The sequence below is a fragment of the Fibrisoma montanum genome (assembly GCF_003583365.1).
GTDB lineage: Bacteria > Bacteroidota > Bacteroidia > Cytophagales > Spirosomataceae > Fibrisoma > Fibrisoma montanum.
Genome location: NZ_QXED01000001.1, coordinates 856,963 through 880,858, shown reverse-complemented (window position 1 = coordinate 880,858; position 23,896 = coordinate 856,963). Strand labels below are relative to the sequence as shown.

Genomic DNA, 23,896 nt, shown 5'->3' with positions numbered 1-23,896 from the left:
GGGTCGCCTGTACGTAGCAAAGGTAATTCCGGAGAAGACCTCTGTATCAGTTGCGTTCTCTGATTTTCCACTTGTAATCCAGCAGGAAAAATTGTTATTTTGCGGGCTAAATATTGCGCAAAAAGCGAAATGTCTGTCATTAACAAAATCAGAGAACGTTCAGGCTGGGCTGTCGGTGTTATCGCTGTCAGCTTGATTCTGTTCATTGTGGGGGGCGATCTGCTGGGTAGCCGTAGCCTGTTTGGTGGTAATAATCAGGAGGTTGGCGAGATTGCCGGCCAGTCGATCAATTACCAGGATTTCAACGCCAAAGTCGATGAACTTCGGGCGCAGTTTGAGCAGCAGACCGGACGCGCTCCGTCTGAGCAGGACCTGGCTCAGCTTCGTGAACAGGCCTGGAATCAGTTCGTATTCGAAATTGCCTATCAGGAGCAGTTTGATAAGCTCGGTCTGGAGGTGTCGGAGCAGGAACTGGTTGACATGGTGCAGGGTAACAACATCAGCCCCGCCGTTCGGCAAGCCTTCACAAATCCGCAGACAGGTGTTTTCGACAAGAGCGCCATCATCAATTACCTCAAGGGACTCCGGAATCTGCCTCCGCAGCAACAGGCCGCCTGGGCTAACTTCGAGGCTAATCTTAAGCAGGATCGCCTGCGGGAGAAATACGAAAACCTGATGCGCCTGTCGGTGTTCGCAACGACCGCCGAAGCGCAGAAAGAATACCAGGCTCAGAATTCAAAAGCTGACATCAAGTTTCTGTTCGTGCCGTATTATACCATCAACGACACAACTGTGAAGGTGACGGATTCGCAGCTTCAGGACTATCTGAACAAGCACAAGGATGAATACGTGGGTGCCAATACCCGCACCATCCAATACGTAACGTTCTCGGTTGCGCCGTCAAAAGAAGACAGTGCTGGCCTGTATAATGAAATTAAAACCCTTGCACGGGGTCTGGGGGCCGCAAAGAATGATTCGACTTTTGCTTTGCAGAACAGCGACGTTCGTGTACCGCTTTATCTGACAGCTGGCGAAATGCCGGAACAGCTCCGCGCATCGATCCCGACGTTCTCGGCGGGTGGTATCTACGGTCCGTTCCGCGAAGGCAATACGTATTTTATTTACAAATACGGTGGTACCAAGCGTGACACCAACTTTACGGCCCGGGCCAGCCACATCCTGATTCGCCCGACGGCGCAGACCGATTCTGCGAAAGCCGATGCTCGTCGGCGGGCCGAGGCCTTGTTGCAACAGATTCAGGGCGGTGCCAGTTTCGAAGCCCTGGCGCAAACCAACAGTGCGGATGGGTCAGCCCAGAACGGTGGCGATCTCGGCTATTTCAAAGACAACGGCCAGATGGTGAAACCATTTGAATCGGCGGTGTTTGGAGCTACCAGCGCCGGTCTTATTCCGCGGATTGTTGAAACGGATTTCGGCTACCACATCATCAAAGTAACTGAGCCGAAAACGAACGTACTGTACCGCATTGCAGCTATTGGTAAAACCATCGCCCCGAGTCAGACTACCCGCGACGAAGCCCTGCGGAAAGCGGATGAGTTCGCGGCCAGCGTACAGACAAAGGAAGAGTTTGATGCCAAAGTGAAGGAAGATAAATCGCTGGTCGTTGCTACGGCCGAGCGGATTCCGGAAGGTGCTAACCAGATCAACGCCCTGACCGGCTCAGAAGTGCGTCAGGTAGTACGTTGGGCATTTGACGATAAAACTGATCTGAACAGCGTATCCGAGCCGTTCGAGGTGGGTGACCAGTACGTGATTGCGGTCCTGACTAACAAGACGGATGAGGACGATGTGAAAGTAGACGACTATCGCAGTGAGCTGACGACCAAAGTTCGCAACGAACTAAAGGCCGAGCAGATTCTGAACAAACTGGGTAATGCCAGCGGCTCACTGGAAACTATTGCACAGAAGTACGGTGCGGGCGCTCTGGTCGAAACCGTAACGGATGTTAACCTGGCTACGGGCTTCCTGCGCAGCGCTGGTGTTGATCCGGTTGCGTTGGGTAAAGCCTTCGGTCTGAAACCGGGCAAACGGTCGAAGCCATTCGCTGGCGATGGTGGTGTGTTAATCGTAGAAACGTCTAAGCTAACGCCAGCTCCTCCGGTTGCTGACTACGCACTGTATAAAAATCAGATTCAGCAGAACACATCGGCACGGACGAGCTTCTACATCAACGAAGCGATTAAAGAGGCCGCTAAGATCGAAGATCGCCGGGCAAGGTTTTATTAAGCATATAACGTAATGTAAGAATCCCCGCTGGGTTTGCCATTTTGGCAAACCCAGCGGGGATTCTGCTATTTGACCTGTTCCTTCAGGTACGCGACCATCTTCGCCAGCGCCCGCGACCGGTGGCTGATCTCATTCTTTTCGTCCAGGTTCATCTCGGCAAAGCTCCGGTCGTAGCCTTCTGGTTGAAACACCGGGTCGTAACCAAAACCGCCCGTACCGCGTGGCTCCGTCAGGATATGCCCCTCGATGGTGCCTTCAAACTGGTGTTCAACGCCATGCAGAATCAGGGTAAAAATCGTTTTGAAACGGGCCTTGCGGTTCTGAAAAAGCTGACCAGCCAGGTTTTCCAGCAGCTTTTCGATGTTTTTGGCGGCATCGCGTGTTCCCGAATAAAAAGCCGAGTCGACGCCCGGTTCGCCGTCGAGTACGTCGACCTCTAGGCCCGAATCGTCGGCGAAGCAGGAAATACCGAAATTAACCCATACGTATTCAGCCTTCTGGCGTGAGTTGCCGGCAATGGTTCCACTGGTTTCCGGTAGTTCATCCGTACAGCCAATATCGGCCAGTGTTTTCAACGTAAAGGCATCACCCAGGCGAGCCGTTACTTCCTTTAGCTTGTTCGTGTTGTTGGTGGCAAAGCAGAGTTCCATAGAGCAAATAAAAAAGCCGTTCATAGTAAAACTACGAACGGCTTAAAAGAACAATTAAATCTTATTGAATTCTAACAACTGTGATTTCAAATATCAAGGGTGTATAGGGTAAAATTCTATACGTATTAGTTGTTTGATCAAAGCTACCTGTAGCGCCATAACCAAGCGCCGATGGGAAAATCAGGGTCGCTTTTTCACCAACCCGCAGTTTTGTCACGCCATTCTCAAACCCCGGAACCACAGCTCGGGTACCTACCTGAAACGAAAAGGATCCATCCGATCTGGAGTCAAAAACAGTCCCATCAGGGCGCTTACCCGTGTAATTAACAAAAACAGTTTTACCCGTCGTTACCTGCACTGAATCCGGGCGCGATTGCGTGACGGCTACCCGAAGTCCATCGTCCGTCTTCTGAGTGACGTTGATCTTATTCGTACTAATGTATTCTTCAATCCGTTGTTCTTCGGTCCGCACGCTGACAATACGCAAATCATACCGTACTGGTGCGTATTGAGGTAATAAAAGTGTTCCTTCACGGTTGCCGTCCTGCGCTGATGGCACCAGCAACGTAGCTTCTTCACCGGCGCGTAGTTTCAAAACACCAGCGTACAGGCCGAGCGTGATACCAACGGTGTTAGCACCGGCCAACGCCACCGTTCTGGGATTATTCGCAGCAATGTCGGTGCTATCGACAATCACATTATCCAGCCGACGGGCAATGTAGTGATACTTCACCTGATCGCCTACTTTGGGCTCCTGACCGTTCGGCACGGTCTTGGTTTTGACAAAGTAAATGCCCTCGGCTGTTTTTTCTGCGTTCAGGTTATTCTGCGTGAGATACTGTTGAATCTCCGCTTCGTTTTCGCGCTGTTTGCGGTCGATCAGGGCTTCGCCGGGCTGCTGGCAGGAACTTACCAGAATGGACGAACCCAAAAATAAAACCGATAATGTCTGCAGAGAATTTAATCGCATTGTCTTACGCTGCTAAATGCTTGTTTACCAAAGCGGGCGATACGTATCGCCCGCTTTGAGATAACGAAAAAATAGGAATTCAGGTGCCCGGAACGAGCCAACAGATTAGTTAGCCGTTGGGTTTTTCTGAATGTCGATCAGTTCAATGTCGAACAGCAGCACCGAGTTTGGCGGAATGCTCTGGTTGCCCTGCGGACCATATGCCAGTGTCGACGGAATGATCAGGGTTGCCTTCTCGCCTTTGTGCATTTTCATCACGCCTTCTTCCCAGCCCGGAATCACCTGGCCTACACCAATCGGAAACTGAGCTGGTTTGCCCTGCGCCTGCGGGTTCGTACGTGAGCTGTCGAAAACTTTACCATTCAGGAGCTTACCCGTGTAATGAACCTGCACGATGTCACCCCGCGACGGCGTTGGGCCTGAACCCGGCTGCGTCACGACGTAGTAGACACCGGAATCTGTTTTCTGAGCTTTGTCGCCCAGGTTCTGCTTGGCGATGTAGTCGGCGATGGTTTTCGCATCAATGCCTTTCTGTTTCTCAAAAGCACTGGCCTGCGCTTTCTGGTATTCTTCCTGCGATTGGATATCAACCACTTTTACGGCGATACCGATGTCCGTACCTTTCTGAACGCCCGGGGGCAGTGGTTGCATAGCCCGCGTAAAGAGCGAATCGGCACTGACGTAGAACGTAGCGCTGTCGCCTTTGGTGAGCATGGTCAGACCTTCTTCATAGCTGCCCTTAAACGGCGGAACCTGGAGCAGCATCTGGAACGGAGCACCTTCTTTGTGCGTATCCCGCAACACCGAATCCTTGCTGTTCAGCAGGGTCAGGTGCATGGTCATAATGTCGCCGACTTTTCCTTTGCGGCCACCTTCATTTTGCTCGTGAATCTGGTATTTTAAGCCATTTTGCGTCACCTCGACGCGGTTTTTCCCGCAAGCAGCTACTACGGCGACTAAAAGGGCGGCTTTCCCGAAATTTTTGAAAAACATGAGAGAGTTACTGGGTTATAACACTAATCTAAAAAACGTCAGAACATACAGTAAAGGTACAGACCGACAAGGATTTAAGTTCAATAGCAATCGCTTACACCATTTCCAGTAGCTGTTGCTGATACTGCGGCAGTACGGCCAGCAGCCGACGTTCGGTTTCTGCGAGCGACTGTCTGGAACGGCCACCAGCCGCGTTTTTGTGGCCACCGCCCTCAAAATGACTACTGGCCAGTTCGCGAACCGAAAAATCACCCACCGACCGGAACGACAACCGGACTTCATCACCCCGATCGATCAGAATAGCCGCCATGACCACACCTTCGACCGAAAGGGCATAGTTGACCATGCCTTCTGTATCGCCGGTTTTGGACCGGTATCGTTTCAGTTCGCTGTCCGTCAGGGTGATGTAGGCAAATTTGTACTGAGGCAATACGTTCAGTTTCTCGTTCAGTACGTAGCCCAGCAGGCGAAGTTTATCGAGCGAAACGTTGTCGAAAATACGCCGGTGAATGCTGCTGACATCAATACGGAGATCGACCAGTTCGGCAGCCATCCGGTGTACGTTGCCTGTGGTAGTTGGGTGCCGAAACGAACCCGTGTCCGTCATGAGGCCGGCATACAGACATTCGGCAATCGGAACGTCGATTTCGTCTTTGTCGCCCAACTGAACGATCAGCCGGAAAACGAGTTCAGCCGTTGCAGCCGCCGTTGAGTCCCACAACGCCAGATCAGCAAAGGATTCGGGTTCGAGATGATGGTCAATCAACACCTTACGGGCGCGGCTTTGCCGGACCATAGGGCTAAGTTCACGAATGCGGTCGAGGCTCGAAAAATCCAGGCAAAAAATAACGTCAGCTTCTTCGAACAGGCGGGCAACGGTAACACGCACCTTTTCATCAAAGGCAATGACTTTATCATTACCAGACATCCATTGCAAACTCAGTGAATAATCGGTCGGCGTAACAACGGTTACCCGGTGGCCCCGTTTCCGGAGGTAACCAGCCAGGCCCAGCGACGATCCCATCGCGTCGGCGTCGGGGTTTTGATGCGTTGTAATCAGCACCGTTTGCGGCTGATCAATCAACGCGCCAATCGCTTCAATATCCTGCATACATAAACAGCCACCCGGCTGTAATCAAAATTCAAAAATACGAATAATTTGGATATCAAGCGGGTAAAGCTGAACAGTCGGGCAGAGGTTAGGTGCCAGGAAGGGCGCCATCGGCTGCACACGTGGCTTTGTAGCTGAAAGTTAGTAGCTTTGCACCCAAATAAAATTTGGATTATACCCCTAATGGCGACTAACCGTACGTTTACCATGATTAAGCCCGATGCCGTAGAGGCAGGGTACACCGGTGCAATTATAAAAATGATTGAAGAAGCGGGATTTCGGATCGTAGCAATGAAGAAAACCCAGCTAACAAGCGAGCGGGCCGGTCAGTTTTATGCGGTTCACCGTGAGCGTCCTTTCTACAATGACCTGCGTACATATATGTCGTCCGGAGCCATCGTTCCGATGATTCTGGAAAAAGAGAACGCAGTAGCCGACTTCCGTAAACTGATCGGAGCCACGAACCCCGCCAATGCGGAAGAAGGCACAATTCGCAAGCTGTACGCAAAATCGATTGAAGCCAACGCGATTCACGGCTCCGACTCAGACGAGAACGCCGAGATTGAAGGGAATTTCTTCTTCTCAGGTTTAGAGAAGTACTAACCTCGTATAAAGCCTGTTGTTCGGGATTCACTGCTGTTCAACCCTGCTGGGTAGTTCAGCCGTTGAACCTCCAACTACAGGCTTTACTCTTTTTTCGTAATACTTACAGAAATCCCGCAGGTCGCATACCTCACACTTCGGCGACCGGGCCAGGCAGACGTACCGGCCGTGCAGAATCAGCCAGTGGTGCGATTTGTAGACGTATTCTCTGGGAATATGAGCAACGAGGGCTTTCTCAACGGCCAGTGGCGTCGTTGCTGTTAAGGGGGCCAGGCCCAACCGGTGCGATACCCGGAATACGTGCGTATCGACCGCCATCGTCGGCTGGTTGTACACGATTGATAAAATTACGTGGGCCGTTTTTCGACCAACGCCCGGTAGTGTCTGTAGTGCTTCAACCGTCGACGGAATCTCCCCGCCAAACCGTTCCATCAGCATCCGGGCCATACCGACCAGGTGTTTGGCTTTATTGTTGGGATACGAGACACTTCTGATGTAGCTGAATACCTCTTCAACCGAAGCCGCGGCCAGTGATTCAGGCTCCGGAAAACGGGCAAACAGAGCCGGAGTTACCTGATTGATACGTTTGTCGGTACACTGAGCCGACAGAATCACCGCGACCAGCAACTCGTAAGGATTGCTGAAGGTCAACTCCGTTTTCGGTTCCGGAAAGTGCTGGGTGAAGTAGTCAAGAAAACGGCGGAATCGTTCTTTTTTCTGCATAACAAAACGGACGCCAAACGCTGGAACCGGACTTTCAATACTGAATAAGTCCAGTTCCAGTGTTTAACGTCTGGGAAAACAAAACCCAACGGCTTGCTACGACTGTAGCTTCGCTGCTGGGTTTGGCGGATAATTCCGGGAATAGGCAAGAATGGACTCAACCGTGCTGGCGCGTGGCTGGCGTTCAATCTTGTTCATCAGCGCCCGAAGTTCGAGGGCGTCCAGGAAGAAGGTCATTAACTCCGGTTCTGACATCAGAGCGTCTTCGATGAGTACGTTTTCCTCTACTGAGGTTTCCTCATAGACGTACCGGATTACATCATCTTGGGTAAAAGTTTTTATCATAGCTCGGCGAACGTTTGCTAAGTTGCTTGCGCAGATTAATCAGCGCATAACGCATACGTCCCAAAGCCGTGTTGATACTTACACCGGTCGCGTCGGCAATTTCCTGGAAACTCATTTCCTCATAGTGCCGCATGATAAGCACCTGCCGCTGTTGCTCCGGCAACCGCTGGATCAACTCGCGCAAATGCTCGTGTGTCTCCTGCCTGATCTGAAGTGATTCTACTGAATCTTCTGCAAATTCGAGCGTGTTGAACACACTGCTTCCGTCTTCAAACACCACATTGGGGTAGCGTTTATCTTTTCGGAAATAGTCAATGGCCAAGTTGTGGGCGATCCGAATAATCCAGGGCAGAAACTTGCCTTCTTCGTTGTATTTACCAGACTTGATGGTTTCGACCGCTTTTATGAACGTGTCCTGCATCAAATCTTCGGCTACGTACTGATCTTTAACAATCAAATAAATAGTCGTGTAAATCTTCGACTTGTGCCGTTGCAACAACTTTGCAAAGGCCTTTTCATTACCACGGATGTACAGGGAAATCAGCTCACTGTCGTTTACCTGGGCTTTTTCCATTTTCAGTAAGACAATTAGGTAACGTAGAGCTTTGCTTCGATAGTGTGTGATGGGGTTAAGTTTTTTCCAATCGTGGTAATCCGGGCTATAAAAATAAGAGATTTAATGCCTCATTTGCAAACCTATAGGCAAAATATTTGCCAAAAAATGCAATACTACCGAAAAATAAATTGTCGATCACGCAAAACAGCATTAAAATGAGGTATTTTGGAATAGCCAAGTTTTTTCGCTGAATTGTTCTATTTACGGCTTATTCGTTAGTATAGATTCTAAATAATCGGTAATCGTTTAAATTGCTTGAAAAATTTTTTGAACGGTTGGCAGACGATTCGTCACTACTGGTGCGCAGTTCATACGGCAAAACTAACAATTCATTCGGATAACCAAAGATTTTGACCGTTAAACAATTGATAATCTGACTACAGTGTTTACTTTTAAGCTTCGTATTAACGACTATCGTTCAATACGTAACCTGATGAGATCACTGGCGCTTTGGATTGGTTTGCTGATGTGGTGCACAACTTGTTTTGCACAGCGCTCAGTATTGCCCGAAGTGAACTTCGACCGCCGGGGTGATCATCACTACATGGATAGCCTGCGAACACTGGGGCATCAATATTTGCGATCTACCGAATCGGCTACGCCCCGGCGTCGTCGGGATACGCTGCAGCTGGAAGGCCTGCGCTACCTGGCCGTCGTCTTCAAACAGTGGGGGGCTAATCCAAATGACAGCAGTTATCACTACGCCCACCGGCTGGTTCAGCAGGCTCAGCAGGCTGGTCATGTATTGTACCAGGTGCGCGGGCTGATGCTGGAGGAGTTCTACTTCCGCATTCGGAAAAACGATTTTCCCAAGGCACTGCAAATTAACCAGCAGGCGTCTGCGCTGGCTGCAACGCTTCCCCATGCTACGTCGCCCCTGTGGCAGGTGAAAATGAACATGGGCGACATTTATGCGTTGCTGAAAGATTACCCAAACGCGCTGCACAGCTACCGGGCGGTGCTGACGCTACTGCCCCAGAATACGCTCGTATCGAAGCAGAATCGACGATTACTGCTGGCGCAGGCTACCAGCCAGATTGGGGAGGTGTTTGAACGGCAACAGCGCTACGATGCCGCTCAGGCCCAGTTTGAGGAAAGCCGGCGTATTACCCGCGAGACGACGTCGCAGACCAACATTGCGTATGCTGAAGAGCGGCTCGGTGATTTTTACATAGCTCGCCAGCAGTTTACCAGAGCCGTTCCTTATTACGACAATGCGCTGGCCGTCTGGAAACGGCTGAATAACGTGGTGGGCGAAGCGTCGGTGTGGGCGCGTCTGGCTGAGTGTTACGCCCAGACGGGGCAGCCTGCTCTGGCCATCAGCTACGGTGAAAAGGCGATGGCGGTTGCCCGGGAGCGCGAAAACCTGAGGATCCGGCAAATGGCCAGCCAGGCGCTCTACCGGGCGTATCGGGCCGATGGACAAACCGAAAAGGCACTCGCTCAATTTGAAGATTTTAACATGGTTAAGGATAGTCTGAACCGGCAGAAACGGATCGAGGAGATACTGGCTATGCAAAATCAGTATGCGATCAGTAAGGTTCGGGATGAAGCCGAAAAACGGGAGCTTATCCAGCAGAAACAACTGATTAATATTCGGCGCCAGGCTGAAATTGCGCGGTTGCGGGCCGAAGCGGAGCGAGAACAACTGGCTGGTGAAGCCCGCATGAGCCAGCTGCAGCAACGTATTGAAACTGAACGGCTTCGGGCCGAAGCCGAAAAGAGCCGGATTGAACACCGGGCGCGGATCGATACCCTGAGCCGGGATATTGAGCGGGAATCGCTGATGCGAACTTTCCTGACCATGGGGTTGGTGATGTTCCTGATTTTCGCCATCGTTTACTTCCGTAAGAGCCGGCTGATTGCCCGCCAGAAACAGCAGATTGAAGAACTGAACCGGGGCCTGGAGGATAAAGTCGCCATCCGGACGGCGGAGCTGCAACTGGCTAACGATCAGCTCCGGGCCAAAAACCGTGAGATTCAGGAAGCGTTGCTACGCGGGCAGACGCTGGAGCGAAAGCGGATGGCGGCCGACCTGCACGATAGTCTGGGAGGGTTGCTGAGCGCCATTCGGGGGAGTTTGTCGGCGCTGAATCCCACCCGGCTGTCGGAGTCGGAGCAGCGGATTTATCAGAATCTCCAACTGATGACCAAAGAAGCTTTTGCCGAAATTCGCTACCTGTCTCATAACCTGCAGCCTGACGAGCTGGAGAAGCAGGGTTTGTCAGAAGCACTCGTTCGGCTCACCGACAAGTTAAATTTGATGCAGCAGATTACGTTCCGGCTCGATACAACCGAACTGACACGCCTGGATAAACTAACCGAATTCAACCTCTATTCAATCTGTATCGAACTGTGTAGCAACATTCTGCGCCATTCAGAAGCCACAGAGGCCGACATCCTGTTCCGACGTTTCAACGGTGAACTGAACATGATCGTCAAGGATAATGGGCGGGGACTGGAGCGGGTCGATGCATCGGGTATGGGGCTGCGGAACATTCAGGCCCGCACAGAAGCCATGAATGGACGCTACGAAGTGCATTCGGGCGCTGGCGAAGGAACGACCTTTATTTTTATCCTGCCTACCTCTTCGGATATGGCAACGGTTTAACGGGGCGGTGTTACCTTTGGCCCTGAATTCAATCCGTTGTCATGAAGTTCAAAAAGCACGTTTTTATCTGTACAAACCAGAAACCGGCCCCTAAAAAGTCCTGCGGGGAAGAGCATGGTCTGCAATTGGTTGAAGCCTTCAAGCAAGCCCTGAAAGACCGGGGGTTGCAAATTGAGATTCGCGCCCAACGGACCGGATGCCTCGATGCCTGTGCGTTTGGGCCGGCCCTGGTGGTGTATCCTGAGGGGACTTATTACGGCAATGTACAATTGTCGGACGTAGAGGAAATTGTCGAAAGTCACCTGGTGAATGATCAGCCGGTGGAGCGGTTGAAGCTGCCGGTTTAAGTGTAGAAAGTTCAGGTTCCAGGTGTCAGGTCTGCGCCAAAGTCCAGCCGCTCCGGACTTGATACCTGGAACAATTAATGTCCTAGGTCGTAACGGTATGTATAAACATCTTTTTTTCGATCTGGATCATACGCTGTGGGATTTTGACCGTAACTCGGCCGAATCGATCGCGGAAATCTATGATTCATTTGGGTTAGTTAAGCTCGGAGTTAGTTCAGCCGAGGAATTTAGTCGTCACTTCATTGAAATCAACCACAAGCTCTGGGCCGATTACGATAAGAACATAATTACTCATTCGTATATCCGCGAGAACCGCTTTCCGCTCGTGTTTCAGGCGCTGGGCATTGCCGATACAACTTGCTGCGCGGATCTGAACGATGAATACCTGCGGTTGCTGCCCCGTAAGCCACACCTGCTCGACTCGGCCCGGGAAGTGCTGGACTACCTGACCGGCCGCTATACCCTGCACATCATTACCAACGGATTTGCTGAAATTCAGGCCGTAAAGCTCGATAGCGCCGAAATTGCCCACTATTTCACCTACGTAGTAACCAATCAGGAAGCGAACGCCAAGAAACCTGATCCGCTTATTTTTCAGTACGCGCTGTCGGTCAGCGGGGCGGCCCTGGAAGAGAGCCTGATGATCGGCGACAACTACGAAGCGGATATTCTCGGCGCTAAGGCGGTGGGTATGGATACCGTATTTTACAACACCCGGGGTCAGATTGTGCCCGATCCGCCGACGTACACCATTCAGCACTGGAAAGAACTGATGGCTATTCTGTGAGTCAGTAAGAGCGATACCCACACGACTTTTGCAGGCATGAAGCTACGTAACCCCACCTTTTTCTGTTGCCTTTTTCTGTTGTCGCTTGTCTCGCGGGCGCAAACGGTCGATGTCTGTGTATACGGCGGTACGTCGGCGGGCGTTATGGCTGCCTACGCGGCCAAAAAAGCGGGAAAGTCCGTCATTCTGATCGAGCCGGGACGGCATCTGGGTGGGTTGTCGTCGGGGGGACTCGGTGCCACGGATATCGGCAACAAATTCGCAATAACAGGACTGGCGCGTGATTTTTACCGCCGGATCGGCAAACACTATGGTCGGCTGGAGCAATGGACGTTTGAGCCGCACGTAGCCGAAAACGTGTTCGGGCAATATCTGAAACAAGACAACGTACCGGTGTTAATGAACTACCGGCTGGCGGGGGGGCGTAAAGACGGAAGTAAACTGCTGGCCATTGAACTTGAGCAGTCGGATTTGCCCCGCAAACAAACGAACCGAACCATACAAGCCAGGCAGTTCATCGACTGCACCTACGAGGGTGACCTGATGGCTTTTGCCGGAGTTAGCTTCACGGTCGGGCGCGAAGCCAACAGCCAGTATGGCGAAACCTGGAACGGCGTGCAGTATCTCGACAAGCACCAGTTTCCTGATGGGGTGGACCCGTACGTTATCCCCGGCAAACCCGAAAGCGGATTGCTCTACGGCATCAGCGACACCAAACTGACTCCCGACGGCTCGGGTGATGCCGCTGTGCAGGCGTATAACTACCGCCTGTGCCTGACCGACGACCCCAAGAATAAGATTGACATTACGCGACCGACCAACTACGATTCGACCCGCTACGAGTTGCTGCTTCGACAGATCGAGAAAAAGGTCCCGAAGGAGCTAACCTGGAATCTGATGCACTTCGTGTCCATGCCAAATCGCAAGACGGATATTAACAACTGCGGTGGTTTTTCGACGGATATGATCGGTGCTAACCATGACTACCCAAACGCCAGTTATGAGCGTCGGGCGCAGATCATCAACGAACACGAAGCGTATACCAAGGGGCTGCTGTACTTCATCGGCCACGACCCCAGGATGCCGAAACACCTCCGCGACGAGATGCGTCAATGGGGGTACCCTAAGGATGAATACGTGGATAATGAGCACTTTTCCCACCAGTTATACATCCGCGAAGCCCGGCGGCTGGTGGGTGAGTACGTTATGACCCAGGCCAACTGCGAGGGGAAAGCGAAGGTGGAAGACGGCGTTGGAATGGCGGCCTATACCATGGATTCCCATAATTGCCAGCGCCTGATCGTCGAGAAAAACGGCGTAAAAATGGTCAAGAATGAGGGCGATGTTCAGGTAGGCGGCTTTCCACCCTACCCGGTCAGCTACCGGGCGCTCGTTCCGAAGCGAGGACAGTGCCAGAATCTACTGGTACCGGTCTGTTTATCGGCCAGCCACATTGCTTATGGTTCGATTCGGATGGAGCCGGTCTTCATGGTACTGGGGCAGGCAGCGGCTCTGGCTGCCTGTCAGGCCATTGACGAACAAAAAGCCGTGCAGGCCATTAACGTAACGAAACTACAGGCCCGGCTGGCAAACGATCCACTGTTGACCGGCAGCCTTCCGGAGATACTGATCGACAACGACGATACCAATCGGGTCCGGTTAACGGGCCAGTGGAAACGCGAGACCCAGGGCGGCAAATACGGTACGTCGATGCTGGTGCATAGCGCAAAAGATAAGTCTGGCTCCGTTCAGTTCATGCTGCCGGATAACCGTCCTGGCCGGTACGCTGTTTACGTGTACAATCCGGTTTTGTCGGGCGGAGGAGGAAACCCCGGCGAATATGGACTACAAACGGAGAAGGCCAGCCGGGTAACGATACGTCTCCACGATGGCCAGTCGGTTAAGCAACTCAGTTTGAATCAGCAGCCACAGGCCAACGACTGGATCAGCCTCGGCGAACACCGGTTACAGAAAGGCTCAGCCCCGTTTCTGGAGCTTAGCAGCGACGGAGCAAACGGCGTCGTTGTGGCCGATGCAATCTTATTTATTCCTGTCAATTAACTGATTTCATGCAACTTCAACAAACTACGGCCATCGTCACTGGAGGGGCCTCCGGCTTAGGCGAGGCTACCGTCCGGCTTCTGTCCCAGCATGGGGTAAACGTCGTTATTCTGGACCTGAACGAACAACGCGGCCGGGCACTGGCCGAAGAACTTGGATCAACTACGCGCTTCATCAAAACGGACGTAACCAGCGAAGCCGACGTACAGGCCGCCGTTGATCTGGCCGTTCAGACGTTCGGCGGGCTGCACATCAACGTCAACTGTGCGGGGATTGCCGAAGCTCGTAAAACCATTGGTAAGGTCGATGGTGTGTATGGACCCCATGCACTGACGGCTTTTGAGAAAAGTGTCAAGATCAACCTGATCGGAACGTTCAACGTTATCCGGCTGGCGGCTTTCGCCATGGAAAAAAACGAGCCGAACCATGAGGGCGAACGGGGGGTCATCATCAATACGGCATCGGTAGCGGCCTACGACGGTCAGATCGGACAGGCGGCCTACTCGGCGTCGAAAGGCGGAATCGTCGGCATGACGTTACCCATCGCCCGTGATCTGTCCCGGTCGGGCATTCGGGTCATGACGATCGCCCCCGGTCTGTTCGAAACGCCGTTGCTGGCCGGACTGCCCGAAGAAGCCCGGTTGTCGCTGGGCCAGCAGGTACCGTTTCCTTCGCGACTCGGCCGACCGGCCGAATATGCGCAATTAGCAAAGGCCATTATCGAAAATCCGATGCTGAACGGCGAAGTCATTCGCCTGGATGGGGCCATCCGGATGGCCCCCAAATAGAATCGGGTTGCCGGAGCCAATTGGAGTTATCACACTCCCTGGAAAAACTATCATTTTTGCCAGCTTTAGCAACCGCCTAGTAAATGCAGCAAGAATAATTGGTGGTATCCTCTAATTTGTCGTTACGTAATCAGGCGGCTGTTAATCAGTCTCTTGTAACAGATTCCCGTTCGATTGCCGATTGGTGCGATCTGGTCCCGTTTAACTATCGAGACGCCGATGATGAACCGATTTAGAAAAACACTACCAATGAACGCATTTGCAGCCCTACTGCTGACGTTGCTGCTGTCTAACTGCAAGCCCGCAGAGGACAAACCAACTGCTCCCGCCCCGACCCCTCAACCCGGGTCAAGCGTGTTCAAACCTAAGTTTATCATTGATAAATCGGGGCTGCACGATGGGGTAGCGATGGGCGTTAAGCCCGGGGATACCATTGGCATTAAAGCCGGCGAATACACGTTCTTCCGATTTCGGAACTTTACGGGCAGTGAGGATAAGCCTATTGTGTTTATTAACTACGAAGGGCTTGTGCGGGTGTACTCGACCGAGGTTAATCAGAGTAACGTATCGTTTTCTTCGTCGCGCTATTTCGTCCTGACGGGTCAAGGAGCCGCTAACATTCCCTATGGTTTTAAAATTGGGGCTCCTTACAAAGATGTAAGTGCCCTGGTTATTGCCGGCAAAAGCTCCGACGTAGACATCAATCGGGTAGAGATCGACACGGCTGGTTTCGCCGGGATCATGGCCAAAACCGACCCCGCGGCCAATGACCCGACTACCTGGCGCGGTAACTTTACGATGTACAACGTCAAGGTTCACCATAACTACGTCCACGATACGCGGGGCGAAGGCCTGTATATCGGCAATTCCTTCTGGAATGAGGGCGTGAATAAAACTCTTTTTCCGCACGAGATTCAGGGGCTGGAAATCCACCATAACCTGATTGAGCGGGCGGGCTGCGAAGGGATTCAGTATGCCTGTGCAGCCAATAGTTCAGTGCATGACAACAAAGTGAAAACGTCGGGTCTGTCACCGTTTGCCGCCTACCAGGACAATGGCGTGCAGATTGGCGGGGGCGTTTCGGGTGAGTTTTACAATAATGAAATCGATAAAGCCCGCAACATCGGACTAATCATTGTCGGGCACCGGGGTCCACTGAACGTGTACAATAACCTCATCACTAATTCGGGCACCTGCGGTGTCTTCGTCGATGAACGGGCTAACTCAGTGCCTGGTGTTAGCATCAAATTCACGAACGTAACCGTCGACGGTGCTGGTGAAGACGCCTTCCGGTTTTATAACGAGACCCAGAAAAACGAGGTGAGTAAGACGGTCACGCGAAATTATAAACGGTTTCTGTTCGACCGTTCTCCCAAAACGGTTCCTCTCGTTGAATCCGGCAACTACGACGGCACCGGTGCAGCACCCAAAGGGGTTGGTTACCAGCCATCGAATTGATACTGGGTATTACCCCCAACCCCCTGAAGGAGGCTAAACCATCCGGGTCTTTCAGCCCCCTCCAGGGGTGGGGGTAATACATGAATAACACGGATATGAGTAGCCAGCCAGGCCTACAACAGAAAAGCCACTGCTCAAGCAGTGGCTTTTCTGTTGTAGCACGTCGAGACGATCTATCGCGCCGAAACCAATTCAATTTCGAAAACGATTGGTGCATAGGGCGGGATGACGTACCGGCCTGAGTTTGGCGGATTCTGCGCGCCGGCCGTTCCGTAAGCCAGGGACGAAGGCAGAATGATGATGGCCTTTTCACCAACGTTTAGCCGGGCCAGTCCTTCTTCAAATCCAGGGACAAATTTGGTCTGTCCTACTACTTTATCCGTCAAGCCACTGTCGAACGGCGTTAAGCCACGTAGTAATTTTCCCGAATAACTGATCTGTAAGTTCTGTCCGGTGTTTGGGGCTGCAGCCGAAGGTACCGTTTTGGTTTTAACAAAGCGCAGTCCACTGGCCGTTTTTTCGACGTTGGTCAATTTAGCCCGCTTGATGTATTCATCGATCTGTTCGTCTTCGGTGCGCGACCGCAGGAACGTAACATCAAACCGAACGGGTGAATAAGCGGGTAATTTGTCGCCAACGGCCTGATTGCCGTACGCCAGGTTATACGGCACCAGCAACGTAGCTTTTTCGCCTTCGCGCATCAGCCCGATGCCATCCTGAAGCCCCGGCAGGAATAGGTATTGATTCGTGAACTGGTAGTAAACGGCCGAGTCTTTACGGGTACTGTCCAGAAACTCGTCATTCAGATTATAGAGCTTAAACATAAACTCGACTTCGTCTCCAATCTGAGCTTTCTTTCCGTTGGGATTGGGCGTAGTAATGACGTAATACAGGCCCTTATCGGTACGCTGTACTGTCAGGTTTTTCTTGGTTGCGTAGGTCTGTATCTGAGCATCGTTATCCGGAATCTCTGTTGAATCGAGCGAATTCATACAGCCAGTCAAACCTGCCAGTAACAGCGCGCTACCAATTAAAGCTTTTGATGTACTCATGAAATGAAGTTATCAAACAAATATGTTTCTCAACACGTATTGACCCCTTAAGGTGCGAAAGCGTTGGTAAGCTTCTTAAATAATTTTAATTTATCACCAGACTTTCGCCATTTTTTAACGCCCGAAAGCGCTCGGCAGGTATCCCCCTGGCGACCAAAGCTTTCGATAAATCGACGACTGGCTCGTTTTCGCCGTCGTCGGCCAGCGGGAACGTACCGAAGTGAATGGCTACGGTCCGCTCCGCCCGCACATCCTCATGAATCTGTACCGCTTCGGCCGGCGAACAATGCACCGGCGACATGAACGAAGGCGGTTTGTAAGCACCGATCGGAATCAGGGCCAGACGGAGTGGACCGAATTGCCGGCCAATTTCCTTAAAGAATGCTCCATAACCTGAGTCGCCGGCAAAATAGATGCGCCCGGCCGCTTTGGTATCCAGCACGAATCCGGCCCATAACGTAGCGTTCCGGTCAAATATGCCGCGGCCGGAAAAGTGCTGCGCCGGTACGCAGTGAACCGTAACACTGTCGTTGTAGACAGCCGACTCGCGCCAGTCGAGCTGCGTTACGTTCCGGCAGCCCTGCTGATCCAGAAACGTCTTGACGCCAAGCGGACAAAAGACCCGTGGCTGATCACGGGCGCAGATTTTCTGCACGGTGCCGATATCGAGGTGGTCCCAGTGGTTGTGGCTCAGCAGCAGGATGTCGATGCGGGGCAGCTCATCGAAACGGATACCGGGTGGCTGATTCCGCCTGGGGCCCGCAAACTGAAAAGGGCTCACCCGTTCGTAGTAGATGGGATCGGTCAGGATATTCAGCCCTTCCGTTTGAATCAGTACGGTCGAATGGTTGATAAACGTCACCCGGATCGACTGGTCATGAACCCGGTCGGGCGGGGGAGGGCCCGGCGGCTCATTATGATAGGATGCCCATTGGCCCTGCTCACGGTTCAGCAGCCAGCCAAGCAATTCCCGAAACCCTTTGGGCTGGGTATCGCCGAGGTTCCGGAATACCTGCCCGTCGAAGTGATCGCTGACAGGACCAACGTAGCGGGGAGCCGAAATCAGGTAGCCGATCAGCAGGGCTGTTGCAACCAGCAGTACGGCAAAAACGCCAATGATCAACAAAAGTTTGGACGGCATGGCTTAGGGGATCAGCACCTGGTCTATGACGTGAAGAACCCCGTTGTTGGTTACCTGATCGGCTCGTCTGACGGTTGCCGGAATGGTGTTTCCATTGCCTTTTACGGTGATTAAACTACCCGATACGTTGACCACCACCCGGCTGTTGGTCAGCAACGTATTGACGCTGCCCGGCTGGAACTGATACGACATCGTAGCACCCGGCAGTACGTGGTAGAGCAGCACACTCGCCAGCGCCTGCGGATTGGCGGCCTGTATGCTCGCCAGTGTGCTGTACGTCCGCGACGCCCGGAACGCATTGTCGTCGGGGGCCAGTACCGTTACCGGCTGGCTGCTGGCGCTCGTGCTGCTCAGCGTGGCCGTTATCGTTGGATTAACCGTCTCGATCCGGCGAATGGCGGCCGTCAGAAACGTCAGATTCGGGTTGGTCTCGATGGCCTGCAACGTAGTACCGGCCGAGGGAGTAAGCACTTTATCGATGACGTGAATGATACCGTTAGCCGTTTGCACGTTGGCCCTGGTCACCCGGGCGCCGTTCACGAAGAGGGTGCCGTTGCTGGCGTTGTTAATGTACAACACCCCCCGACTGGCCGTTTCTACCTGACTTTGTCCGGCTGGGATGTCTGCCGAATTAACCCCGGCCGAGAGCACATGGTACAGCAGAATACTCCGCAACTGATCTTTCGGTACGCTCGTAACAGCCGCTTCGTCGAGGAAGCCCGACGCCTGGAAGGCGGTGTTGTCGGGGGCGAACAGGGTCAGGTTGCCACCTTTCAGGTTATCACCGACGCCCGCATACGTAATGGCCGCACGGAGGATACTGAACTGAGGGTCTTCCAGCACAACGTCGGGTATGGTTTTCGGGCTGGCGTCTTCGTCGGTCTGGCAGCTAACCACTGTCAGCATCATAACAAACAGGGCACTGATCCGGCAAAACAGGTAAGAAAAAGCCTTGTGCATGACTAAGGAAAAACGGTGTATGTGAGTTGGTTTAAAAACGTAAAGACCCGGCTTATGTTTCTTCCGGACAAATATAGTACGCAACAATGGGTAAGTAGCCGGAACCAAAAGAATGCAGGCTGTGATCTGATCGGGATGATATAACAACCGAGGGTGATTACCTTGAATCCCAGTCCTGAATTGTGTAACTTCGCAGCCTTGTTGCTCTGTAACAGAGATTCTCTTAATTATTGTTAAAACTATCCCCCTGGGATGAAGGAACACATTGACCCGAGCAATCTGCCCCAACATATTGCCGTTATCATGGACGGAAACGGACGCTGGGCCAAACGGCAGGGAGCTGCCCGGGTATTCGGTCACCGAAACGCCATCAAGGCCGTACGGGAAGTAACGGAAGGTTGTGCAGAACTGGGCGTAAAATTTTTAACACTTTACGCCTTCTCGACCGAGAACTGGAATCGTCCCAAATTTGAGGTGGATGCGCTCATGCAACTGCTGGTGCACACCATCCGGGGCGAAATCAAAACGTTGATGGACAACAACGTTCGGCTGGCGACCATCGGCAACACGGAAAGCCTGCCTATCGATTGCCGGCACGAACTGGCCGAGGCCATGCGCGAAACCGAACAGAATACCGGACTGACCCTGGTGCTGGCCTTGAGCTACAGCGGGCGCTGGGAGATTCTGGAGGCTGTGCGGCAGATCTCGGCCGAAGTGCGCGACGGACGGCTTACCCCCGGCGAAATTGATGAGCAGGTGTTTGGGCAGTTTCTGAGCACGAAAGGCATTCCTGATCCCGAATTGATGATCCGCACCAGCGGAGAGATGCGCATCAGCAACTTTTTGCTCTGGCAACTGGCCTACTCGGAACTGTACATGCCGGATGTGCTCTGGCCTGATTTCCGCAGAAAGCACTTGTACGAAGCCATATTGAGCTATCAGCAGCGCGAACGCCGATTCGGTAAAACGAGCGAGCAGTTAGTAAAATAGGGGAACGGCATACAGTATCTGGCCAGTGGAGCCACAGCGACGCTGCCTGGAAGCTGCCCGCCGGATACCGGATGCCGAAAACCGTAAACTGAAAACTATCTAGACACGTACCACACTTGGAACGATCTGTAAAATGTATTTTAGGGGCCTTGCTGCTCCTCTGTCTGGGGTCGGGCGTAAGCCGGGCACAGGTACGCGTGGGCGTAGGCGTCGGTCGGGATGATGCGACGACCTCAACCAGTTCTACGGAACTGAGCGATTACGCCAATCCAAAAGAATACGAAATTACCGGCCTTACCGTAACGGGCACCCGCTACCTCGACCCAAACTCACTGGTGTCGCTGTCGGGTCTTAAAGTAGGGGATAAAATCCGGATTCCCGGCGAGGCCGTCGGCTCGTCGATCCGCAAGCTGATGGACTCCGGCCTGCTGGATAACGTCGAACTCTTCGCAACGAATGTAAACGGCGATAAAATTGCGATGAGTTTCCGGGTGCAGGAGCGGCCCCGGTTATATCGCGTTAACTTCCTGGGGGTTAAAAAAGGTGAACAGGATCAGCTAAAGGATAAAGTAAAGCTGAACCTGGGTAAGATCGTTACCAACACAGTTACCAAGAACACCCAACTGGCCGTTCGTAAGTTTTTTGTGGATAAGGGCTACCTGAACACGAAAGTAAAGATTACGACCGTGCCCGACAGTACGCGCAACAACGCTACAATGCGCGTGCTGGTCGATAAAGGCCAGAAAGTGAAAATCAACAAGATCACCTTCGATGGCCGTTCGGAAGTGGAGGAAGCCAAGGTCCGGATGAAGCTGAAGAGCACAAAGGAGATGCGCTTTGGCCGGTTGTTCACGCCCTCGAAATTTGTACCAAAAAAGTACGAAGAGGATAAGCAGAAGCTGATTGAGTATTACAATAAGTTGGGTTACCGCGACGCGATGATCGAGGAGGATACGATCATCAACAACGGCGGTAAAACAATCGACATTGTGCTGCGGATCAATGAAGGCCGCAAATACTACTACCGCAACATCGAATTCTCGGGAAATTACCTGTACACCGACGCCCGCTTGCGGGAGGTGCTTGGTGTCACCAAAGGCGATGTCTACGACCCAGAAGATCTGGAAAAGAAAATGAACGGCAACCCCGGGCAGGACCTGAGTTCGCTGTACATGGATGATGGGTACCTGTATTATAATGCCCAGCCGGTTGAGAAGACCATCGAAGGCGATTCGATCGACCTCGAAATCCGGGTTTTTGAAGGCAAACAGGCGACCATCAACCGGATCGTGCTCAATGGTAACACGAAAACCAGCGACCACGTAGTGATGCGCTCCATCCGGACGCTGCCCGGTCAGAAATTTTCAAAAACGAACCTGATCCGGACGCAGCGCGAACTGGCTACGCTCGGCTACTTTGACCCGGAGAAAATTGGTATCAATCCGGTGCCGCAGAACGACGGTACCGTGGATATTGAGTATAGCGTTGAAGAAAAACCAAGCGATCAGATCGAACTGTCCGGTGGCTGGGGCGGCTACGTGGGCTTTGTCGGTACGCTCGGCCTGACGTTCAACAACTTCTCGGCCCGCAATATCCCGAACTTCAGTGCATGGCGGCCGCTGCCGGCCGGCGATGGTCAGCGGGTTTCGCTACGTTTCCAGGCCAGTGGTAAGCAATTCCAGGTGTACTCGCTGTCGTTCACGGAGCCGTGGCTGGGTGGCCGGAAGCCTAATGCGCTGTCGGTGGGCGTCAACCATACGGTGTATCGGTCCTACAGCTTTACCGATCTGTACAGCCGGTCGACCCGTGGGGCAGTACCAATTGGTTCGTACGTTAATACGTCGTTCAGCGTTGGTCTGGCCCGTCAGTTGAAAGTGCCCGACGACTACTTCTCGCTGAGCCACTCGCTGTCGTACCAGCGCTACGATCTGAATAACCTCGATATTTTCTACATCGGCTACCGGAACGGTATCTCGAACAACATTACGTTCAATACCACCCTGTCGCGCAATAGTATTGACAATCCGCAGTTCCCCCGATCGGGGTCGTCGTTCTCCCTGAGTGGTTCATTCACGCCCCCCTGGTCGGCCTTCCGCTCGGTTGAAACCTCAACGCCCGAAGACAAATACAAGCTGGTTGAGTACCACAAGTGGATGTTCGATGCGAGCTGGTTCCAGACCGTATTCGGCAAGCTGGTTCTGAATGCGCGGGCGCACATGGGTTTCCTGGGCAGCTACAACAAGCGCACGCAGATCGGTCCGTTTGAGCGATTCGTGCTGGGTGGATCGGGTCTGGCCGGTCAGGGACAATTTGCCCTGGCGCAGGACATCATCGGTCTGCGGGGTTACGACGATCGCTCTGTGTTTACAGCTGACTATGACCGGGCTACCGATGCTACCGCACGCAGTCAGGGCGGGGTCGCCTACAACAAGTTCGTCGCCGAACTTCGCTACCCGGTATCGCTGAATCCATCGGCCACAATCTTCGTACTCGGCTTCCTGGAGGCTGGTAACAACTGGGGAAGTTACAAACAGTACAACCCGTTTGACCTGAAGCGGTCGGCTGGTTTTGGCGCCCGGATCTTCATGCCGGCCTTCGGCCTGATCGGTATTGACTATGGCTACGGTTTCGACCGGATCCCGGGGGTTAAGAACGGCCCTGGCGGACAATTCCACTTCACAATTGGTCAGCAATTCAGATAAGATTTCAGGTTGTCAGACGTTAGAGTTTGTATAGTAGACAAAAAAGATCGACTATAATTCCACCAACTCTAACATCTGATGTCCAACCGGTTGATTATGAAAAAAGCTATATTTTTCGTACTTTTGTGCTTTGTTTGGCTGGCAGTTCCAGCACGGGCGCAGAAGTTCGGATACGTTGATACGGAGTTTGTATTCAGCAAGATGCCGGAGTACCAGAAGGCACTGGGCGAAATAGACAAGTTCACCGATAAGTGGTCGAAAGATATTCAGGATAAATACCTGGAAATCGAGAAACTACAGAAAGCGTATCAGGCCGAAGAAATTCTGCTGACCGAAGATATGAAACGCGAACGGCAGCGGGTGATCAGTGACCGGGAGCGCGAAGCCCGCGAATACAACAATAAGGTGTTTGGGTATGAAGGCCTGCTTTTTCAGAAGAAGAAGGAACTCATGAAGGCACCGATGGAGTTGGTAAACCGGGCAATCGAGAAAGTGTCGTTGCAGAGAAAGCTGGATTTTATGTTCGATAAAGCCAGTGACTTTGTGATGTTGTACACCAATCCGCGCCACGATTACACCGACTACGTTATGGAAGAATTGGGACTGGATGCCGACAGCAAAGCCAAAAAATCAACAGCCGTTAACACTAGTCCCACAACGACAACACCAGCTGCTGGTTCTGGTACGCCAGCCCCCGGTGACCCTGCAAACAAAACAACCACAAAACCAAAGTAAGTACTA

At 52.5% G+C, this 23,896-nt stretch carries 21 protein-coding genes; 11 read left to right on the top strand and 10 right to left on the bottom strand.

From position 1 onward, the window contains the following. Positions 1–129: 129 nt before the first annotated feature. Entirely contained in the window at positions 130–2,247 is a 2,118-nt protein-coding gene (locus DYU11_RS03655) for a peptidylprolyl isomerase (RefSeq protein WP_119666263.1), read from the top strand. A gap of 65 nt (positions 2,248–2,312) precedes the next feature. Here DYU11_RS03655 and rdgB read toward each other — a convergent pair whose 3' ends face one another. The 4 genes from rdgB to DYU11_RS03635 form a co-directional block, all read right to left on the bottom strand. Beyond that, the gene (rdgB, locus tag DYU11_RS03650; protein ID WP_119666702.1) at positions 2,313–2,897 is read right to left on the bottom strand and encodes an RdgB/HAM1 family non-canonical purine NTP pyrophosphatase; all 585 of its coding nucleotides are present in this window, start codon (positions 2,895–2,897) and stop codon (positions 2,313–2,315) included. 61 nt (positions 2,898–2,958) lie between these two features. Beyond that, the gene (locus DYU11_RS03645) at positions 2,959–3,867 is read right to left on the bottom strand and encodes an FKBP-type peptidyl-prolyl cis-trans isomerase (RefSeq protein WP_119666262.1); all 909 of its coding nucleotides are present in this window, start codon (positions 3,865–3,867) and stop codon (positions 2,959–2,961) included. A gap of 105 nt (positions 3,868–3,972) precedes the next feature. Further along, positions 3,973–4,860: a BamJ family beta-barrel-assembly machinery protein gene (bamJ, locus tag DYU11_RS03640; RefSeq protein ID WP_119666261.1), complete on the bottom strand. Its 888-nt coding sequence runs from the start codon at positions 4,858–4,860 to the stop codon at positions 3,973–3,975. A gap of 94 nt (positions 4,861–4,954) precedes the next feature. Next, complete coding sequence (locus DYU11_RS03635; protein ID WP_119666260.1) at positions 4,955–5,971, bottom strand: DHH family phosphoesterase; 1,017 nt, start codon at positions 5,969–5,971, stop codon at positions 4,955–4,957. A 183-nt stretch (positions 5,972–6,154) separates the two neighbouring features. Here DYU11_RS03635 and DYU11_RS03630 point away from each other — a divergent pair, with 183 nt between their 5' ends. Further along, positions 6,155–6,574, top strand: a complete 420-nt coding sequence (locus tag DYU11_RS03630) for a nucleoside-diphosphate kinase (RefSeq protein WP_119666259.1) — start codon at positions 6,155–6,157, stop codon at positions 6,572–6,574. 27 nt (positions 6,575–6,601) lie between these two features. Here DYU11_RS03630 and nth read toward each other — a convergent pair whose 3' ends face one another. The 3 genes from nth to DYU11_RS03615 form a co-directional block, all read right to left on the bottom strand. Next, complete coding sequence (gene nth, locus DYU11_RS03625; protein WP_119666258.1) at positions 6,602–7,297, bottom strand: endonuclease III; 696 nt, start codon at positions 7,295–7,297, stop codon at positions 6,602–6,604. 96 nt (positions 7,298–7,393) lie between these two features. Further along, positions 7,394–7,642 carry a hypothetical protein gene (locus DYU11_RS03620; RefSeq protein WP_119666257.1) on the bottom strand — a complete coding sequence of 83 codons (249 nt, stop codon included), beginning with the start codon at positions 7,640–7,642 and terminating at the stop codon, positions 7,394–7,396. Then, complete coding sequence (locus tag DYU11_RS03615) at positions 7,617–8,216, bottom strand: RNA polymerase sigma factor (protein WP_009284704.1); 600 nt, start codon at positions 8,214–8,216, stop codon at positions 7,617–7,619. The genes DYU11_RS03620 and DYU11_RS03615 overlap by 26 nt, the downstream gene beginning before the upstream one ends. A gap of 475 nt (positions 8,217–8,691) precedes the next feature. Between DYU11_RS03615 and DYU11_RS03610 the strand changes: the two genes are divergently transcribed. The 6 genes from DYU11_RS03610 to DYU11_RS03585 all read left to right on the top strand — a co-directional run bounded on the left by DYU11_RS03610 (position 8,692) and on the right by DYU11_RS03585 (position 16,310). Next, positions 8,692–10,869 carry a tetratricopeptide repeat protein gene (locus tag DYU11_RS03610; protein ID WP_119666256.1) on the top strand — a complete coding sequence of 726 codons (2,178 nt, stop codon included), beginning with the start codon at positions 8,692–8,694 and terminating at the stop codon, positions 10,867–10,869. Positions 10,870–10,910: 41 nt separating this feature from the next. Further along, entirely contained in the window at positions 10,911–11,216 is a 306-nt protein-coding gene (locus tag DYU11_RS03605) for a (2Fe-2S) ferredoxin domain-containing protein (protein WP_119666255.1), read from the top strand. A gap of 97 nt (positions 11,217–11,313) precedes the next feature. Then, positions 11,314–12,003 carry a YjjG family noncanonical pyrimidine nucleotidase gene (locus DYU11_RS03600; RefSeq protein WP_119666254.1) on the top strand — a complete coding sequence of 230 codons (690 nt, stop codon included), beginning with the start codon at positions 11,314–11,316 and terminating at the stop codon, positions 12,001–12,003. Between the two features lie 36 nt (positions 12,004–12,039). Next, positions 12,040–14,064: an FAD-dependent oxidoreductase gene (locus DYU11_RS03595; protein WP_119666253.1), complete on the top strand. Its 2,025-nt coding sequence runs from the start codon at positions 12,040–12,042 to the stop codon at positions 14,062–14,064. A gap of 8 nt (positions 14,065–14,072) precedes the next feature. Beyond that, a complete protein-coding gene (locus DYU11_RS03590; protein ID WP_119666252.1) occupies positions 14,073–14,852 on the top strand; it encodes a 3-hydroxyacyl-CoA dehydrogenase in 780 nt (259 codons plus the stop codon). Between the two features lie 249 nt (positions 14,853–15,101). Further along, positions 15,102–16,310: a right-handed parallel beta-helix repeat-containing protein gene (locus tag DYU11_RS03585; RefSeq protein WP_158600211.1), complete on the top strand. Its 1,209-nt coding sequence runs from the start codon at positions 15,102–15,104 to the stop codon at positions 16,308–16,310. Between the two features lie 173 nt (positions 16,311–16,483). Here DYU11_RS03585 and DYU11_RS03580 read toward each other — a convergent pair whose 3' ends face one another. The 3 genes from DYU11_RS03580 to DYU11_RS03570 all read right to left on the bottom strand — a co-directional run bounded on the left by DYU11_RS03580 (position 16,484) and on the right by DYU11_RS03570 (position 19,463). Beyond that, positions 16,484–17,302 carry an FKBP-type peptidyl-prolyl cis-trans isomerase gene (locus DYU11_RS03580; RefSeq protein ID WP_158600210.1) on the bottom strand — a complete coding sequence of 273 codons (819 nt, stop codon included), beginning with the start codon at positions 17,300–17,302 and terminating at the stop codon, positions 16,484–16,486. 145 nt (positions 17,303–17,447) lie between these two features. Then, the gene (locus tag DYU11_RS03575) at positions 17,448–18,503 is read right to left on the bottom strand and encodes an MBL fold metallo-hydrolase (RefSeq protein ID WP_119666249.1); all 1,056 of its coding nucleotides are present in this window, start codon (positions 18,501–18,503) and stop codon (positions 17,448–17,450) included. 3 nt (positions 18,504–18,506) lie between these two features. Then, complete coding sequence (locus tag DYU11_RS03570) at positions 18,507–19,463, bottom strand: fasciclin domain-containing protein (protein ID WP_229365683.1); 957 nt, start codon at positions 19,461–19,463, stop codon at positions 18,507–18,509. A 252-nt stretch (positions 19,464–19,715) separates the two neighbouring features. Here DYU11_RS03570 and uppS point away from each other — a divergent pair, with 252 nt between their 5' ends. The 3 genes from uppS (at position 19,716) to DYU11_RS03555 (ending at position 23,890) form a co-directional block, all read left to right on the top strand. Beyond that, positions 19,716–20,453: an undecaprenyl pyrophosphate synthase gene (uppS, locus tag DYU11_RS03565; protein WP_119666248.1), complete on the top strand. Its 738-nt coding sequence runs from the start codon at positions 19,716–19,718 to the stop codon at positions 20,451–20,453. Positions 20,454–20,590: 137 nt separating this feature from the next. After that, a complete protein-coding gene (gene bamA, locus DYU11_RS03560) occupies positions 20,591–23,155 on the top strand; it encodes an outer membrane protein assembly factor BamA (RefSeq protein WP_374755984.1) in 2,565 nt (854 codons plus the stop codon). A 96-nt stretch (positions 23,156–23,251) separates the two neighbouring features. Next, complete coding sequence (locus tag DYU11_RS03555) at positions 23,252–23,890, top strand: OmpH/Skp family outer membrane protein (RefSeq protein ID WP_119666700.1); 639 nt, start codon at positions 23,252–23,254, stop codon at positions 23,888–23,890. Positions 23,891–23,896 lie beyond the last annotated feature (6 nt).